The 17,541-nt window shown below is 47.6% G+C and carries 16 protein-coding genes; 9 read left to right on the top strand and 7 right to left on the bottom strand.

Annotation, left to right across the window (positions count from 1 at the left end):
* Positions 1 to 46 precede the first annotated feature (46 nt).
* Together IV64_RS00435 and IV64_RS00430 are read right to left on the bottom strand one after the other, a co-directional pair.
* Positions 47 to 388 carry an MmcQ/YjbR family DNA-binding protein gene (locus IV64_RS00435; protein WP_057705192.1) on the bottom strand — a complete coding sequence of 114 codons (342 nt, stop codon included), beginning with the start codon at positions 386 to 388 and terminating at the stop codon, positions 47 to 49.
* Positions 381 to 1,325, bottom strand: a complete 945-nt coding sequence (locus IV64_RS00430) for a zinc-binding dehydrogenase (RefSeq protein ID WP_057705191.1) — start codon at positions 1,323 to 1,325, stop codon at positions 381 to 383. The genes IV64_RS00435 and IV64_RS00430 overlap by 8 nt, the downstream gene beginning before the upstream one ends.
* A gap of 92 nt (positions 1,326 to 1,417) precedes the next feature.
* On the opposite strand from IV64_RS00430, the gene IV64_RS00425 reads away from it, so the two are divergent.
* A complete protein-coding gene (locus tag IV64_RS00425) occupies positions 1,418 to 2,230 on the top strand; it encodes a MerR family transcriptional regulator (protein ID WP_057705190.1) in 813 nt (270 codons plus the stop codon).
* Between the two features lie 77 nt (positions 2,231 to 2,307).
* Here IV64_RS00425 and IV64_RS00420 read toward each other — a convergent pair whose 3' ends face one another.
* The 3 genes from IV64_RS00420 to IV64_RS00410 all read right to left on the bottom strand — a co-directional run bounded on the left by IV64_RS00420 (position 2,308) and on the right by IV64_RS00410 (position 5,310).
* Positions 2,308 to 2,970 carry an MmcQ/YjbR family DNA-binding protein gene (locus tag IV64_RS00420; protein WP_057705189.1) on the bottom strand — a complete coding sequence of 221 codons (663 nt, stop codon included), beginning with the start codon at positions 2,968 to 2,970 and terminating at the stop codon, positions 2,308 to 2,310.
* A 145-nt stretch (positions 2,971 to 3,115) separates the two neighbouring features.
* Complete coding sequence (locus IV64_RS00415; protein ID WP_057705188.1) at positions 3,116 to 3,868, bottom strand: DUF4811 domain-containing protein; 753 nt, start codon at positions 3,866 to 3,868, stop codon at positions 3,116 to 3,118.
* Positions 3,865 to 5,310, bottom strand: coding sequence for a DHA2 family efflux MFS transporter permease subunit (locus tag IV64_RS00410; protein ID WP_057705187.1), 1,446 nt, complete (start codon positions 5,308 to 5,310; stop codon positions 3,865 to 3,867). Before IV64_RS00410 ends, IV64_RS00415 begins: the two co-directional genes overlap by 4 nt.
* 169 nt (positions 5,311 to 5,479) lie before the next feature.
* Here IV64_RS00410 and IV64_RS00405 point away from each other — a divergent pair, with 169 nt between their 5' ends.
* The 6 genes from IV64_RS00405 to IV64_RS00380 all read left to right on the top strand — a co-directional run bounded on the left by IV64_RS00405 (position 5,480) and on the right by IV64_RS00380 (position 13,441).
* Positions 5,480 to 6,046, top strand: a complete 567-nt coding sequence (locus IV64_RS00405; RefSeq protein ID WP_057705186.1) for a TetR/AcrR family transcriptional regulator — start codon at positions 5,480 to 5,482, stop codon at positions 6,044 to 6,046.
* Between the two features lie 290 nt (positions 6,047 to 6,336).
* Positions 6,337 to 8,676 (top strand): cation-translocating P-type ATPase, encoded by a 2,340-nt coding sequence (locus IV64_RS00400; RefSeq protein ID WP_057705185.1) that lies wholly within the window; start codon positions 6,337 to 6,339, stop codon positions 8,674 to 8,676.
* 168 nt (positions 8,677 to 8,844) lie between these two features.
* Entirely contained in the window at positions 8,845 to 9,204 is a 360-nt protein-coding gene (locus tag IV64_RS00395) for a PadR family transcriptional regulator (RefSeq protein ID WP_057705184.1), read from the top strand.
* On the top strand, positions 9,188 to 10,555 hold the full coding sequence (locus IV64_RS00390; RefSeq protein WP_057705183.1) for a DUF4097 family beta strand repeat-containing protein: 1,368 nt from the start codon (positions 9,188 to 9,190) through the stop codon (positions 10,553 to 10,555). The genes IV64_RS00395 and IV64_RS00390 overlap by 17 nt, the downstream gene beginning before the upstream one ends.
* Positions 10,556 to 11,235: 680 nt before the next feature.
* Complete coding sequence (locus tag IV64_RS00385; RefSeq protein ID WP_057705182.1) at positions 11,236 to 12,567, top strand: PTS transporter subunit EIIC; 1,332 nt, start codon at positions 11,236 to 11,238, stop codon at positions 12,565 to 12,567.
* Entirely contained in the window at positions 12,551 to 13,441 is an 891-nt protein-coding gene (locus IV64_RS00380) for an alpha/beta hydrolase (RefSeq protein WP_057705181.1), read from the top strand. The genes IV64_RS00385 and IV64_RS00380 overlap by 17 nt, the downstream gene beginning before the upstream one ends.
* Before the next feature lie 90 nt (positions 13,442 to 13,531).
* Here the strand turns inward: IV64_RS00380 and IV64_RS00375 are convergent, their stop codons facing one another.
* Positions 13,532 to 15,022 (bottom strand): gluconokinase, encoded by a 1,491-nt coding sequence (locus IV64_RS00375; RefSeq protein ID WP_057705180.1) that lies wholly within the window; start codon positions 15,020 to 15,022, stop codon positions 13,532 to 13,534.
* Between the two features lie 119 nt (positions 15,023 to 15,141).
* Here IV64_RS00375 and IV64_RS00370 point away from each other — a divergent pair, with 119 nt between their 5' ends.
* Both IV64_RS00370 and IV64_RS00365 read left to right on the top strand, forming a co-directional pair.
* Entirely contained in the window at positions 15,142 to 16,020 is an 879-nt protein-coding gene (locus IV64_RS00370) for a MurR/RpiR family transcriptional regulator (RefSeq protein ID WP_057705179.1), read from the top strand.
* A gap of 22 nt (positions 16,021 to 16,042) precedes the next feature.
* Positions 16,043 to 16,819: a GH25 family lysozyme gene (locus IV64_RS00365; RefSeq protein ID WP_057705178.1), complete on the top strand. Its 777-nt coding sequence runs from the start codon at positions 16,043 to 16,045 to the stop codon at positions 16,817 to 16,819.
* Between the two features lie 203 nt (positions 16,820 to 17,022).
* Here the strand turns inward: IV64_RS00365 and IV64_RS00360 are convergent, their stop codons facing one another.
* A complete protein-coding gene (locus tag IV64_RS00360) occupies positions 17,023 to 17,406 on the bottom strand; it encodes a DUF4828 domain-containing protein (RefSeq protein WP_057705177.1) in 384 nt (127 codons plus the stop codon).
* Positions 17,407 to 17,541: the final 135 nt, after the last annotated feature.

Genomic DNA, 17,541 nt, shown 5'->3' with positions numbered 1-17,541 from the left:
GTGGCTAATTTAATGCTTTCAACCTTGAGTTAATAGTAGAGCGGCTTTAACGCGTTAACCGGGCACTTTCCAGAATGATATTGGTTAGTTCCGTGTGTGAGACGACGGTGTCATTTACTTTAATCGTGGTCCAGTACCGGTTATTCATATGGTAGCCGGGTTCGACCCCCGCTGAGAGGCGGAGCTCGTCATTTTGAGCCGGCGTCAATTTTACGTCAATCAGGACTTGACCTTTTTGGGTATACACCATGGCAATGATTTTATGATTACTACGGTGCTTGATGACGGAAAAAATGACGGTCGATTTTTGACCGGGGCGATTAAAGGGAAAGCTCAGTTCGCCATCCGTTTGGTCGAGAACTAATTGAATCAGTTCCTTTTCAGTCATTGTCGACAATGACTTGTCCTAATTCGCGGCTAGCCATCACGTACTTGTGTGACGCCACGATGTCTTCAAGTTTAAAGACCTTGGCAATTGGAATGGATAAGTGATTTTGATTGATTAACTTAAACATCTCATCGATTAAGGATTGTTTGACGTCCGTTGAATCAAAGACGGTCAAAAATTTACCCGCTAAAGTGAACGGATTGAAGTTCTTAACGATCCATTCCCCGGCCAATAAGCCAATTAGGGAAACGCCACCACCCGGATTGAGGTGCGCAATCGAGTTCGTTAACGTGACCGTCCCAACTAAGTCAATGATGCCATCGAATTGCGCGTCCGTATCTAACTGGTTGTCAGTATCCAATACCGATTGATCCGCACCGTTAGCGATTAGGGCGTCCAATTGATTTTGCCGGCGGGTCGTTGCGGTGACCGTGAAGCCCATGGCCTTGGCAAGTTTAATCGCTGCTAACCCAACGGCACTGGTACCGCCACGAACTAATAAGGATTGCCCTGATTTTAATTTCAGGGAATCAATGGCGCCCATCGCCGTGTAAAAGTTTTCTGGATATTGTGCTAAGGTGACCCAGTCGCCATCAAAATCAACCGGATATAAATTGGTGTCAGCGACTAAAGCGTAGTCTTGGTAACTGCCATCGACTTCACGACCGAAACCGCCCATCATCGTCATGACTTTCTGACCAACCTTTAACGTGCTGTTGGTAGATGGTTGATAAATTTCACCAACGGCTTCGACGCCAATGACCCGTGGAAACTTGACTGATGGCGAACCACCGGCCCGGGTCAACGCTTCGTAACGGTGGACCCCAAACGCGTGAATCCGCATGACGGATTGGTCAGCTGTGGCTTCTGGGATTGGGCGTTCAACTAAGTGCATCACGTCTGGGTCTCCTGGTGTATCAATAACAACTGCTCGCATAAAAATCATCCTCCATTTATTTTGCCTTTTCAATAAACTAAGTATAGAGTGTGACGTAACGTTACAGTCAAGTTTTAAGTTGAGGTGTTTGGATGTTAACGATTCAAAAATTTGCAAAATTGGCGGGGACGACGCGGCGAACCTTGATCTTCTACGACCAAAAGGGATTGTTTCAGCCCAAGCACGTGGCCGAAAATGGTTATCGTTATTACGATTACGACCAGCTTTATGAATTAACCTTTATTTTGGAATTGCGGCGGTTAGGGCTATCCATTGCTGCCATCCAACAGTTGAACAACGACGGGCAGACGGCCTCACTGGATGCGGATTTAAAGACCGTCTTAGCAAAAATCGATGATCAAATCGATAATTTAAGTCTGCTTAAAACGACGTTACAGACCCGTTTTGATCAGGTGACACCGACCGGAACCGTTACTAAAAATCAACCGTTCGTGACAAACGTTCCAGCCACTCAGTTTTGCCGTTCCCGGCAGTCCGTTGCCTGCACCGAAGTGGAAGTCGCTGAAATTTATGCCGATTTTTATGCGCAACTAGGAAAACTCAAATTAGTTAATCAGCAGGATTCCGGCTTTTTGACGCAGCTACCGCAGAGCGAGGCAAACGACTATCCCACGGCGTCTTTTTGTATTTTAAAAGCGGTCGATGCCCGTACGGATACCGGCGACTTGCCACTATTACAAAAACCAGCCGGAAAATACGTGTCAATCGACACGACTAATGACATGAAAAATATTTGTATTTCCTTACAGATATTAGCTGAATATATTCAAAAAAAGCAACTAAAGATTAATGACCAGCTCTGGCAGATGAACTTGGATGAACAGTTCACCAGCAAGGGGGCTTCTGATTTAGTCCGGCTACAATATCAGCTCCAAACGGTCTAAATATAGCTAATCAAACAAGCAGCGCCGCATCTTTGTGGATCAAAAATGCGGCGCTGCTTGTTTGATTGTCACGCCCACTATTTAGCTAATTGATAGCTAGCTTGGAGTCGGGCGACGATGGTGGGCATCGGGACTGAGCCGTCTAAAATAATGGTGAGCCAGTTGCGTTTATTCATATGGTAACCCGGGAAATAAGTGACGTTGTCAACCAGCTGTTCGACGACTTCGGGCTGTGCCCGCATGTCGAGCACTGTAACTTCTTTAGCACCATCTAACCCCAGCTTTTGACGCTGAACGGTCAGTAAAGCGGCATACCACTTATGGGTGTCGGCTCGGCGCCAAACGGCATTTTTGGGAAACTTTTTCCATAAAAATTCCAATTGATCGCCATAGGTCTGTTCAACGTGGGTCATGACTGCTTGGACCTGGGCTGCTTGAAAGACATTGCTAACCATGCAATTCGCTTCAATTTGATCAAGGACTTGCTGGTAGGCGGTCGCCACTTTACCCACGAATTTTCCGTGAGCTTGGGGTGTCAGGTGCAACACGTACTCTTCGTTGGTGTTCATGTCGGTCACGTGAGTTGTGAGCTGGTTGGGCTTGGTCGCTGTAATGGTGAGTAAGAACTGGTCATCAACAATTGGGGCTTGATAAGTGTAGCTAGTTCCTGAAGCTTGAAAACCGAATGTGACTAGCCGGTTGAAATCAATTTTTTTATCTTTAAAGGTTAATTCTGCCAAAGTAATTTCCTCCGTAACTCAGATTGATTACTTTTATCATACGCCCGCTAAGGACTGATATCTTAATAAAAATAATGATAGCGCCTAAAAAACGTTTAGAACGACCGCCCAATCAAGCGGGTGCCGTTCTAAACGTTTTTTTGAACTAATCGTAAATCGATTGTTGCTGAGCCTGTTTCAATAGTTTTGGTAAAGCCGTTTGTGCCTGCTTAGCCGCTTGCTTTTTGGCCGTGGCTTCAACCTTTTTAACTAGGGTAGTCGTTGCGGCCTTAGTCATTTGTGGGTTCGCCATTTTGGCTGCTTTGACTTGGCTGGTAACGGCTTTAGCTGTGGCAGTTTTACTCTCAGCCTCAAGCTGTTTGGCGCGCTTGGCTAACCATTTGGCTTGCGTGACGCTGAGAATTTGCCAGGACGAGGGTAACGCGTACGTGTTTGTCTCCTTGACCAACTGGTTGTGATGTCCTGTCCAGCTAAATAGCCAGCGCCAAAATTGATTCTGATAGGTCCAACGCCGTTGCTGGCTGACCAGCTTTGCCGTTGGACTAGTTGTTCGGGTCACCCGGTTAGTTGTGGTTAAGCGGGCCGCTGCGTGGTGAAGCTTAGCCTGTCCCTGAGCGCGGTACACGTAGACTTTTTCAGTCTTAGCGTGACGCACCGGGGTGTATAACAACAGTGACGCGTACGGGTTAGCGGCACTGGATTGTAACGTAATCGTCTGAGTCGTTGTGCGTTGACGCATGCCCCAGTGCCACGTATCGTTACCAATCATTAGGGTAGCGGCCGTCACCATCACAATTAGGCTAAGTCCCCCAACCAGCCATTGCAATCGGTGACTTGGCATCGCTAGAAAGCCGACGATAAAACCAATTAAACTCAATCCCAAAATAATTAAGATCATACTTTTTGACCTCCCTTGGGTGTGCGCTTAACGAATACTGCGAACACCATTGCAACGACCCCCAAGACCGTTGCGACTAGGAAAGCGGCGTGGAAACCGTGCATGGCCGCATTGTAAGCTGCGTTTTGGTAAGCCAGCGGTGCGGTCGTCAGTAGGTGTTTTGCGGGCTGCGCGCTGCTAGCAACGTTCGTCAAAACGCTACCGAGAACGGCCGTCCCCATAGAAGTCATGATCTGACGCATCGTACTGTTGATTGCCGTCCCGTGACTGAGTTGAATGCCCCGCAGATCAATTGAACTTGCAGCGGTCAGTGGCATTGCAACGAGCGCAACCCCACTCATGAGCACGACATATTCCATGATGATAGTCGGATACGGTGTCTGCCGAGTTAACATGGCGAACGGTAACGTTCCTAACGTCAGTAGGAAAGTCCCCATGAGGGCTAACCGGCGCCCACCAATTGAATCGTAAGCGCGACCGCTAATGAGACTGATGACACCGTAGAGCAGCGCACCTGGTAAGATCATGAGCCCGGATTGGAGGGGCGTGAGTCCGCGAACGTTTTGTAAGTACATTGGTAAGACCACTTGGATCCCGATCATTGCCGTGTTGGCAAGGGCCGTAATCATGGATGCGATGGTAAAGGATGGAATCTTAAGTAACCGAATGTTTAACAGTGGCTGTGATTGTGGCCATTCGCGCCAAACGAAACCGGCAATAAACACGAGACCGATAATTAAACTAATAATGACCAGTGGCGAGGACCAGCCGTGTTCGCCGACCGATGAAAAGCCGTACAGTAAGCTCCCAAAACCCGTTGTTGAAAGGACGATTGCCCAGGCGTCAATGGGTGATTTTTTCAGCGGAATGACGGGTTTCACCGTGAAAAGGGCGATTAATAAGACGATTGCGACTGGTGGCAACATCATGCCAAATAGGTCACGCCAGTTGGCATTGTCTAAGATCCAACCCGAAACGGTGGGGCCAAGTGCCGGAGCGAGGCCAATCACAATGCCGCCAAGGCCCATCATCGTTCCCCGTTTTTCGGGCGGATAAATCACAAGCAGGACGGTTTGAATCGTCGGAAAGGTGATCCCAATCCCGACGGCTTGAATTAGCCGGCCAGCTAAAATAAGTTGGAAGTTGGGCGCGGTATAACTGACGAGTAATCCAATCAGAAAACAGCTTAAAGCAGCAATATAAATCAAACGCAGGCTAAAGTTATTGAGCAGCCAGGCACTGACGGGAATCATGATTCCCATCACGAGCAATGATCCGGTGGTTAACCACTGAACGGTGGCGCTCGAAATGGAAAAAGTCTTCATCAACGTTGGGTAAGCGGTAACGAGCATGTTCGTCGTTAGCGCAGTACAAAACGTCCCTAAAACGAGGGTGAGCGTCAGTGCAAGTTGACTGTAGTGCTTGCCGTTGGTATCAACCATTTGAATAGCACTCCAATATAAGTTAAAATTAAACTGATTCAATCAGCTTAGTGGGAATTATAAGCCTTTTTATATTTTATTTAAACTGTTTCATGTCGTTTTCTAAAAAATAAGGTTTGTTTTTGAGTTATAATAATAATCGTATAAACTTTAAATCGGGGGAGCAAATATGGTAAAGAGAAGAACGCTAACGCAAGCTAAAGTTCTTGCCACAGCAAATCAGCTAATTGAGACTAAGGGAATTACCGGGTTAACGATCCGTGATTTAGCACTTGTTTTAGATGTGCGACCACAATCCATTTATAATTATGTTGATAGTTTGAGTGACTTATTAGATCAGGTGGGGCTCCAATTTGTCCAAACGGTAAAGGATCAGTTGACCGAAAAAATTGCGGACGTCACCGGGGATGATGCCTTAATGGCCTTTGCACAAGAATTTCGTTCAGCTTGTCTGAACCATCGGGGACTGGCGCCAGTTTTGCTGGACTTAAATGATAATTTAAAGATTCCGCGGACGCGGGCGGCAATGGTTAACTTGTACCAGGCCATGTTCACGCCTTTACAGCTGAATGACGCGGCGCGGGTTGAAAACACGTTGTACCGGTCGACCTTGTTTGGTTTTATCATTCAAGAAATCGGGGGCTTCTTTACAATGTCCAAGGCTGAATTAGATAGCCGGTTTACGAAGACGATGCAATTGGCCATTGACCAAACGCATTTGCCAGCAGAAAAATAAGCAAAGAGTGGTCCAAAAGACGGTTAGTTCACGTTAAGTGGAACAAACTGCCTTTTGGACCACGTTTCGACCATAGTAATAGGTAAAACCGTTCAGGATGATTTCTGAACGGTTTTTTTCGTACTATCCCAGACTTGTCTTTTTTGACCAATCAGTTCTTAAGCAATTGGAATGTACTAATAGAATTACTTAGTTTTTACTAAAACTGAACGAATTTAAGTGAAATTCCGGTAATTTTCCGTTAAAATCGTTTACAATAAAAAATAGATTAATACCGAGGGGGTTGCCACATGTCAGACCGTTATGTACCACCAATTAAATTGGGTTTAACCACCGATGAAGTTCATCAACGGGTGGCAGCGGGCCTTAAAAATGAGCCGTTACCACCGTTAACGCGCTCTGTTAAACAGATTTTCCGCGATAACCTCCTGACGCTCTTTAATTTGATCAACGTCGTGTTAGCTGGACTGGTTTTGTTGACGGGGAGTTATAAGAACATCCTGTTCCTATTTGTCGTGATTATGAACACGGCCATTGGGATTTTCCAAGAAATTCGGGCAAAACGGCAAGTCGATAAGTTATCGCTCCTGTCAGCGGCAAAAATTCATATTTGCCGGGATGGTCAAGTGGATGATTACGCGCAGGACGCAGTGGTTCAAGACGACCTTATTATGGTCACGCGTGGCGACCAGCTACCGGTAGACGGGGTCGTCCGGACAACCGAGGGCCTCGAAGTCGACGAATCCCAGATTACGGGTGAAGCGGACCCGGTCATTAAGGGACCGGGTGACGCAATGATATCTGGGAGTGTGATTATCGGTGGTCACGGCGTCGTGCAAGCAACTGAAGTTGGCCACGGAAGTTTCATTAAGCAAATGGCGAAGGCGGCTAAGCAGAAGCACCGGACGCCGAGCCAACTCCTCACAATTATTAACCGGATTATTAAAATTTTGACGATTACGATTATTCCGTTGGGCGCAGGTTTGTTTATTTCCACGCTGTTGCGGGGTGAGTCACAAAACCGAGCCATTTTAGGAACGGTTGCCGCAATGGTGGGGATGATTCCGGAAGGACTGGTCTTGTTGACATCCGTGGCGTTAGCGGCCGGTGCGTTCACCTTAGGGCGGCACCAGGTACTAGTTCGTGAACTGCCAGCCATTGAAGCGTTGGCGCGGGTTGATACGCTATGCCTAGATAAAACGGGGACCATTACTAGTGGTCAATTAAAGTTTGACCGGTTAGAGCCATGGGGCCAAGTTCCCGCCCAAGTCGCTGAAACCCGGTTAGCGGAATTGGTTACGGCGATCGATGATGATAATGAAACGGCGCAAGCCATCAAAGAAGCGTTTGGAACCCCCACTGTACAAGCAGAGGCGGTATTACCGTTTTCGTCCGCTCGTAAGTGGAGTGGAGCGCAGTTTAACGGTCAGTCCTACGTCATGGGGGCACCGGAGTTCATTTATGAAACGGTACCGGTAGACTTACAAACGCATATTCAAACCCTGGCTAAACAAGGGTACCGGGTGTTACTGTTTGCCCATGTAAAGGCATTAACGACGCCTAAACCAAGTGAGCCCCAAGCAGTCGGGTTAATTTTAATCACGGATGAGTTACGTCCCCGGGCAAAAGAGACGTTTGGCTTCTTTGCGAATCAGGACGTTGCGTTAAAGGTGATTTCGGGTGATAACCCGGTCACGGTCGCTAGTATTGCTAAACGCGCTGGAATTGCGGGTGCGGACCAATTAATCGACATGAGCCAAGTTGGCACGACGCCAGACTTTGATCAGCTTGTGGCGGATTACAACGTCTTTGGTCGGGTGACGCCGCAACAAAAGGAATCCTTGATCAAAGCTTACCAGGCGGCTGGTCACACGGTTGCGATGACTGGTGACGGGGTCAACGACTTGTTGGCCTTAAAGCAAGCTGACTGCAGTATCGCCATGGCGACTGGAAGTGAAGCGACGAAGAGTTTAGCGGACTTTGTTTTGATTGACTCGAACTTTGACGCCATGGTGCAGGTCCTAAATGAAGGTCGGCGGGTGATTAATAACATTGAACGGGTCGCCGCGCTGTACTTGATCAAAACGATGTATTCGGCGGCGTTAACGCTGATTTTTATCTTTATGAGTCACAGCTATCCGTTTGAGCCCATCCAGTTAACCCCCATCTCAACGTTAATGGTCGGTATCCCAACGTTCTTCTTGGCGCTGGCACCGGATTACACGCGAATTACGGGACGCTTTATGAAGCAAGTCATGGAAATTGCGGTACCATCCGCGATTTGTGTGGTAGGTTATATACTGACGATCATGTTGCTTGGAAGTAAATTCCAGCTGAACTTTGCGACCACGTCGACGTTGAGTGTCCTGATGACGGGAATTATTAGTTTAAACGCGCTACTGATTGCGGCTCGGCCGCTGAACCGGTTTAAAATTGGACTGGTGGTCTTAATAGCAAGTTTGTTCTTACTCGTCTTTCTATTTGGTGGGTATGTCTTTTCCCTAGTAAGTCTCTGGAATTGGTCATTGGCATGGATATACCTTCCACTCGTGATAAGTGCTTACCCGGTCTTTGTCCTACTCCAAAATGGGTTAGGCAAACGGGTTTTGAGCAAAATTCGGTGGCGATAACCACTACTAAAAAATAAGCTGTGTTGTGCGCTCAAGGGATGAAGCCTTGGGCGTTTTTTTGTTGCCGACTTTTTTAAAACAATTACTTTGACACGCACAGTAATTGATGATATATTATTCTCATCGAATTACTATGTGACACAAAGTAGTGTTGAAAGGAAGTTGACTATGAAACCCGAAATTTCCAAAGATACGATTCGCGGGCACACGACCACGATCGTGCTGAATATTTTAAGCCAGGGAGATAGTTATGGTTATGAGATTGCGAAGACGATTAAAAGGTTGAGTCAGGAAGCTTATGACATTAATGAAGCGACGCTCTACACCGTGTTTCGGCGATTAGAAAAGAATGGCGATATCACCAGTTACTGGGGAAACGAGACCCAGGGTGGCCGGCGAAAGTATTATCAAATCACCGACCAGGGACGTGCTACGTTGACCCAAAACGTGGCTGAATGGAATTTTGCAAAGCAAGTTATTGATGAATTGATTTTAGGAAGGATTGACGCGCATGTCAGCAAAAACTGAACAACTGGTCGCAATGCGACTAAATAGTTATTTTAAAGATCAGCAACAAACACCAGCATTGGTTGAGCTCAAGGCGGAATTGACTAGTGATTTGAATGAGGCGGCCGCGGATAAGCAGCAGGCCGGATTAGCGCCTGAAGAAGCCGTCGCGGAAGCGTTTAGTGATTTTGGCGATCTTAATGAATTGATTCGGCAGATCAACGCCGAAAATGGGACGACCAAAACGATTCACGGTCACCACGTTGTTATGGACGATGACGGGATTAGGGTCGATGATGGTGAGACGCTCAAGATTAATAATGACGGTGTGTACGTGAAGGGCGGCCGGGCATTCAAGGCTGACTCTGAAGGGGTCTCCATCAATGATGGGGCCATTAAGGCGGATAGCCACGGTTTGAAACTGGGGAGTTGGACCTTTAACGAAGATGGTATTAACTTGAATGGTGACGCCCAGTCCCAAACTGATTTTAAAATGCCTAGGATGCCGTTAAATTTAGCTGGTGAATATATCGACAATTTACCACTTGTGAACGAACAGCGTTTTGACGCCAAGACGGTCACGACGTTAGCGCTCAACTATAAATCGGCGCGGGTCAAGATTTTACCGACTCAAGCAGATACCGATGAAATAATTGTGCGGGAGTACATGAATCATAATAATACGACTTATCAGGCGCAAGTCAGTCAGAATGCAAAAGAATTGAATGTGACTCAAGGAAAGGTACCGTTTTTAATTCCCCTACGTGTCCATGTTCAAATCCATATTCCAATCAACTATACAGGTAACGTTATGGTCGCCAGCCGTTCTGGGAATGTTTTAGTTGCCGGCTTATCACATTTGGATACGGTCAACTTACAAGTTCTCAGTGGTAGTGCCCGGGTCACTGAAGTTGGTAGTCAAGCGTTTAGCGCCGATGTAGCTTCTGGGAGTTGTGACCTGAATGGAGTCCAAGTGACAAACCAACTCGAGATGCTGGTTAAAAGTGGTCGGATTCGAATGCAGACCGTTACGGCAGGGCAGTTTACGATCAGTGCGACGAGTGGAAGTGTTACCGGTGAAGACTTGAGTGGTGGTGGCAGTTGGTCAGTGAAGTCCGGTAGCTTGAAGCTGGCATTTGCTAAAATTGCTGGTGATATTAATCTCAACGCGAAGAGCAGTACTATTAAGGTCGGGGTGCCAAGTGACGCCAGTTATGCCTATGAATTAGAGGCACAAAGCGGGCGGATCATCGCACCAAAAAATGGGACGGTTACGCACTTTGCGGACGGGTATCAAGCCGGACAAGTTGGCATTACCGGAACTTATACCATCAAGGGTCGGACGACATCGGGAACGATTAGGTTAAGTTAAGTACTGACGGATAGTGTAAAAAAATTGAATGATGTAAAAAATAGTCCTTTGTATGTGCGAAATTTCATACAAAGGACTGTTTTAGCTAACTATGACCATTAATTGCTGTTGTATCGATGCCTAGACGAATTCACAGAGCGGCCTCTTTAATGATTTAACGCTTGTTACTCAAGGTTGAAAGCATTAAAATAGGCGCAATCATTGTCATGGCAAGATTTATCGAAGAACTTGTAATCTTCGGCGCTTCGCCGACACTGCCCACTGGTTCTGCCGGCTGCGCTAGGATTGGTTAAAACAAGCTAGATCAATTATCATAGCAAGATCACCTTAGCTGGAGGTCGAACATGATGAATCTACCGCGAAAGTGGCGATGACCGGTGGACTTCCGGTTTACGCCACCGACGTCTTGCAAGACGTGGGGTTGCGGCTTGCAAGCGAGGACTAAGACCGCTTCTCAGGCTTAGTCCGGTCGCTGCGGAAGATGAAATCATGGGCGGCCGGAAGCGACAAATATACCAACTTTGTTAGTGTTGGTATATTGCTGGTATCAGGTTTTATGATTTTCAACCTTTAGCTTGTTAGCTTCGGAACAACTAAATTTATAGACTAGTTTGGTGGCCCTAAACTTAGAGATAGCCGTATAATTAGACTAAAGCAATCACTGAAGGGGGATGGACAGCGTGGGGATTAGTGAACAACGGGTGATCCAAAGAATGGTGCCGACACTATTAAGGTTACGGAAAACGAACTTTTACCGGGTGATTCAGCGGACGTTGATGCTGACGTTCCCGTTTATTTTGATTGGGACGTTTAGTCAGATCATTCAGTCGACGGTTCTAACGAAGCAAGGATTCTTTGCGAGTGTTTTTCACTTATCCAAGTGGGTCCCGTATTATAAATACCTACACTATCCGTTCGACAATTTGACTAACCTGACACTGAACAGTGTTGCCGTTATTGCGGCGTACGGGGCAGCGAAGTACTTGGCCAAACTACATAATCGCGATGAACAACTGGCTGGATTGACGGGCGCCGTTGCCTTACTCATTATGGCGTATCAGTATACGAATCAGGCGCAGCTAGGGATATTTAACGCTCTAATGTTAGGAACCAACGGCCTTACGGGGGCACTGATTACGGGCGGTGTGACCGGACTATGTTTTAAGTGGTTCGGTAAACCTGGCGATGAACCCCAGGCCCCGCACACGACGCAGATTTTGCAACGCACGTTTGGCTCGTTACTACCAATGCTGATTGTGTTTTTACTCGCCGTTGTGGCTAGTTTAGGGATGCACTGGCTGATGGTCGCGAGTTACTCTGAAGAAACTTGGGAAGCGTTCCAGAAATTTGCAACAACCAGCCATAGCGTTTGGCTGACGTTTGGAATAGCCATCCTGACGTTATTCTTGGAAATTTTTGGGTTGTTTGGGCCGTATCAACAATTAACGTCCAATACTCCCGCAATGAACACGAATTTAAATTACGCCCTAGCTCACCATTCAGCTTATAATGTGCCATACCCGTTTACGGCTGATACCTTGTACCACGCGTTTGGAACTTTTGGCGGTACCGGGATGCTTTTAGCGTTAGTCATTGCAATTTTTATTAGTAGTAATAATCATAATTATCACGTCGTGGCACGGTGGGGATTACTACCAGCGCTGTTTAATAGTAATGGGCCAATCCTAACTGGGCTACCAGTTTTATATAATCCCATCTATTTGATTCCGTTCATTTTAGCGCCGGTGGTCAACATGGGCATCGCTGCCATGGCGATTGCATTTCACTGGATGCCACCAGTCGTCTATCCGGTGCCGATTGGGACGCCGGGCCCGTTGATTGCTTTTATTGGAACCAACGGGAACGTGGTGGCCCTGCTACTTGGAGTCGTGTGCTTAATCATTTCGACGGCCATTTATTTGCCGTTCATGCACTTAGCGGAAGCCATCGTTAATGCGGCCCAAGTGGAAGTTGCCCGGAAAGGGGGGAACGACCATGCTAAAGAATCCTAGTGGGTCACGCCGACTGCGGAGCTTAATCGTCTTAGCATTGGGAATTCTCTTTTTAGGCCTGTTAATCGGACCTTCCTATCGGTGGACGCGCGCCAACGTGACGTCGATGACTGGTCGACACGATTCGCCAATGTCGCCCATCATCATGATTCCGGGGAGTAGCGCGAGTCAAAATCGGTTTGATACGCTGGTCACTCAGTTGAATAAGGCGGATAAACGTAAACACAGTCTCATTAAACTGACGGTCAAAAAGAATGATCGCGTTACGATGACGGGAACGTTGCGCCCGCGGGATAACGAACCAGTTATCGTGGTAGGGTTTGAAAATAACAAGGACGGTTACGATAATATTAAAAAGCAAGCGCGCTGGTTTTCACTGGCCTTTAAGCAGTTAACGAGTAAGTACCAGTTCAATAATTTTAAGGCAATTGGTCATTCTAATGGTGGTCTGATCTATACGTATTTCTTTGAGCATTACTTTAATCGGACAGACATTAAGGTCAAACGAATTATGACGATTGGGTCGCCGTACAACTTTTCGGAAGCCAATCTTGATCATAAAACCCAAATGCTAGCCGATTTTATTAAGTACCGCGATAAGCTACCCAAAAACGCAACGGTCTATTCGGTCGCTGGAACGGAGAATTACGATACGGATGGGCTGGTTCCTGCGCGCAGCGTCGAAGCGGGTAAGTACGTCTATCAGGGACAAGTTAAGCACTACACTGAAATTACCGTGACGGGCAATAATGCGCAACATTCAAGCCTGCCACAAAATCAGCAAATTGTGACCTTGATTCGGCAATACGTGTTGGACAAAAAGCCGAAGCGTAGCCGGACGTTAATTAATAACACGACGACTAATTCGGAATAATGAGTTTAAAAGTGAAATTGAGGTAGCAAAAAGCCAAGCGCCAACCTGATGGGTTAGCGCTTGGCTTCTTTTAAAGGGAATTAACTGTCATTATTTGAAATCAGCCAGTTGTTTAAATAGTGGTTGATAAGTTTGGGCTAACTGTTCATATAGCGGGTAAAGCCGTTGGTAGACGGTCACGTTGGCGGCGACTGGCAGCCGAGGCGCGTCGTTATTAACAAGGTCACTGACAGCTTCTAAGTTTGGTAACAAGCCCAAGCTGACCATGCCAAGGATGGCGGCACCGAAACAGGAACTTTCCACGTTTTTGGGAATTGTGACGGGTGTGTTAAAGATATCGGCCACAATTTGTTGCCAAACGGGTGATTTAGCAAAGCCACCGGCGGCTTGTAAGCTGGTGAACTGACCGGTCAAAGCCTGTACCATTTGGGCGATGTGGGCGAGGTTGAAGGTGATTCCTTCAAGCGCTGCGCGGGTCATATCTACGCGGGTATGTTGTGCGGTGAGCCCGAAGAAAGCGCCGCGAGCATTGGCATCCCAGAGCGGTGCGCGTTCGCCGTTGAGGTAAGGGTGCATCAGCAGACCATGGCTCCCAGCGGGGACTTGAGCAACCGCGGCGCTGAGTTGTGCTAAGGTGACTGGTGGTTGGACGTTTTTGAACAGGGTATCGTGAACCCAGGCCAAAACGTTGCCCCCGTTATTGGCGGGGCCGCCGATGACCCAGGCGTTAGGCGCTAAGTAGTAACAAAAGAGCCGGCCTTGAGGGTCGAGCTGTGGTTGGTCATTGACGACGCGGATCGCACCGGATGTGCCGATGGTCAGGGCGGCTTGCCCGGGACGAATGGCGTTTAGCCCGAGGTTAGAAAGGCAACCATCGCTGGCACCGACAATTAGTGGGACGCTGGCTGTCAAACCAAGCATCGTAGCGGTCGCAGCCGTCATCCCACTGATTTGAGTAGTCGTGTCGACTAATTGGGGCAACTGGTTTGTTTTGACGTGGGCTAATTTTAAGGCTTGGTCGTCCCACTTAAACGTGTGTAGGTTAAAGAGGCCCGAAGCGTTGGCAATGGAATAGTCGGTCACTAGTTGACCGGTTAACCGGTATAAAATGTAGGCTTTAATGTCGACAAACCACCGTGCGGCGTGGTGTAAAGCCGGTTGGTCGTGTGCGAGCCAGCGTAGTTTTGACAAGGGGGTCATGGGATGTAGTGGGGTCCCGGTCCGCGAGTATAAAGCGTGCGCATCAGGGCGGGCCCGTAAGTCATCAGCGGCGCGACTCGCCCGATTATCGGCCCAAGTGTACATCCGGCTGAGGGGGTGATACTGATCATCCAGTAAAATTAAGCTGTGCATGGCAGCTGAAAAGCTGATGCCGGCAATCGAGTCTTGGAATTGTGCGACTTCTTGAATGCCGGCGATAACGGCCTGATAAATATCGGCGGGGTCTTCTTCAGCCATACCCGGTTGGTCTTGGTACAGGGGGTAACCATGGTTGGCGCTAGCAACCACTTGTCCAGTTTGATCGTATAAAACAACTTTGGTACTAGTGGTGCCAATGTCGACGGTAAGAATTTGTGTCATAGCGGTGTCCTTTCTCGAATTCAATAGTAATAGTGTAAACATCTTTGATAACGGTTGCAATGACAAACCTAGGGCGTTTTTGTAAACTGTGGTAAAATTTGGTCATGGAGGTGGCCGATGTGTCCACACAAGCACCCAAACATCGTAATCGGGTTTTGACACTTATTCGGTCGTATTACCCGAATTTAAGCGTAACGGACCGCAAGATTGCGGATTATATTATAAAGGACCCCGTAAAAACGGCGGCCCAATCAATTTCGGATTTGGCGGCAGCGGTCGGTGTTTCGACGGCCACGGTTTCACGCTTCGTCAAACGGATTAGTTTTAATAGTTTTCGGGACTTTTCACGTGAATTGACCGCGGCAGAACCAGTTGAACGGACAACGGCCGAGGCCTTTCAAGACGTTGAAAAACAAACGACCTTCAAGGGCATCGCGACGTCCACGTTTAATAGTATTCGCAGTTCCTTGGACCAGACGAGTCAGGTAATGACTGAAGCTGATTTGAAACGGGCGGTCCACTTATTACTACACGCTAAAACGATTGGCTTTTACGGCCTTGGTGGGTCAGCTGTTGCTTCACTGGATGGTTACCATAAGTTTGTGCGGACGGGGATTCCCTGCGCGCATAATAGCGACTATGATATGCAACTGATGCAAGCGGCTCAAATGACATCAAATGACGTCGCCGTGGTGATTTCGCACACGGGACGTAATCAGCAGACTTTACAAATTTTAAAAACCTTGACCGGGCAAAAAGTACCGGTCATTGCCTTAACGAGTTTTGGCAATTCACCACTGGCTAAGGCCAGTACGGTGGCGTTTATTTCGGTGGCCGAGGAAATTAATTACCGTTCGGAGGGCCTGACGTCGTTAATTGCTCAGATGAGCATTATTGATAGTTTGTTCTTGATGACGGCGGTTCACGGTAACATTAAGATGGCGGCCAGTTTGGGCCGAGTACGTGAAGCGATTAGTGAGACGCGGACGGAATTATAAAGTTGGTAAGGATGGATGAGGAATGGCAAAACAGCAGCGCTTAAGACCAGTATATGCGCAAACCAGGGGCGCGCGGTGGCGGCGTCGACTGACGTGGCTGTTGGTCTTGCTGATCGTGATTAGTAGCGTCTGGGGCGTCTTGGCATTGATTCAATGGCAACGTGCTGAAGTCGTGGATGGGTTTAATGTCCGCGGGGTAGCGGTCTCCCAAAATGATGGGTACCTGGATTTTGCCGCGCTAAAAAATAATGGACTAAAATTTATCTACCTACACGCAACGCAGGGGGCAAGTTACTCGGATGACAACTTTTCCAGTAACTACCAGCGGATCGTGGGGACTGACCTGGGCGTTGGGGTCGTGCACGTTTTTAGTTTCTCCAGTTCTGCCAGTGCCCAGGCGGCGTACTTTGAAAAAACGGTCGGCAGTAATATCGGTAACTTACCAATTGCGATTCAAGTTCAATATTACGGCAATTATTCGGCTAAAACGGTCAAGGTCAAGCAGGCCCAGGCTAAGTTACGGGCGTTAGTTTTAAAGTTAACGGCGCATTACGACCGCCAGTGCGTGGTGTGGTCAACGCCGGGAGTGGCCACGAGTTTAGTTAAACCAGTGATTAAAAAGACGCCCTTGTGGTACGACACAACTTCAACGCACCACCGCTCAAAACGGGTCCTCTTCATGCATTACTCTGACCGTGCAGTTTACCGGCAAAACGGCACGCGCCAAGAATTTACCGGCCTCATTTATAACGGAAGCGTCAAACAGTTCGATAATTTGATTGCGTTTGACCTCGAGTAAGGGACAAAGAGTGGGCCAAAAGGCGGAACAAATTGCCTTTTGGCCCACGTTTCGACCATAGTAATAGAAAAAATCCTTCAGAAATATTTGATACTTCTGAAGGATTTTTGAGTGCTGTCCTAGACTTTAATATTAAAATAATTATAATGGCTAAAAAATAGCAGGAGGGATCACGGCGAGTGTCGTGGTCCCTCAATTCCATGTTAATTGGTCGCTTGGTCTAACTGCTGTGGGGATAAGATCACGTAACTGTGATTATCCGCTTCGTCAAACAAAGCAACGGGCCGTTGCTCATTGGCTTTGATTTCTAAGTGAAAGCCGTATTTGTCCAGTAAAACGAGTTTGCTTGGAGAAATTGATTCCACGGTTGCTGGCATGGAATGGCCATCAATGCGAATAAGCATACTGGGGTTGATCTCAAGTTTGTGATCCCGGTGATGTTCTTCGTCACGATAGGTCCAAGTGCCCGCATAAAAGACGGCTAAATCGCCGCTGGCAAGTTTGCTGGGGTGCTGCTTACGTACCAATGTACTTGAAAGTCCTGCTAGTAATGATAGGCCAAATAAAATGGCGCCACGTCGCTTCACCGGATCAACCTTCTTTCGTTAACATTTATACTTAGAATATACCACTAACGGGACCGACCCGTCACGAAATAACCCGTTCTTAGTAAAGCTTTTAGATGGTTGTTACCCGCAGGTAATGTACGTAACCGTTTGTTA

Source organism: Lactiplantibacillus xiangfangensis, assembly GCF_001438845.1.
Classification (GTDB): Bacteria; Bacillota; Bacilli; order Lactobacillales; family Lactobacillaceae; genus Lactiplantibacillus; species Lactiplantibacillus xiangfangensis.
This window is presented reverse-complemented; position numbering and strand designations above follow the sequence as displayed.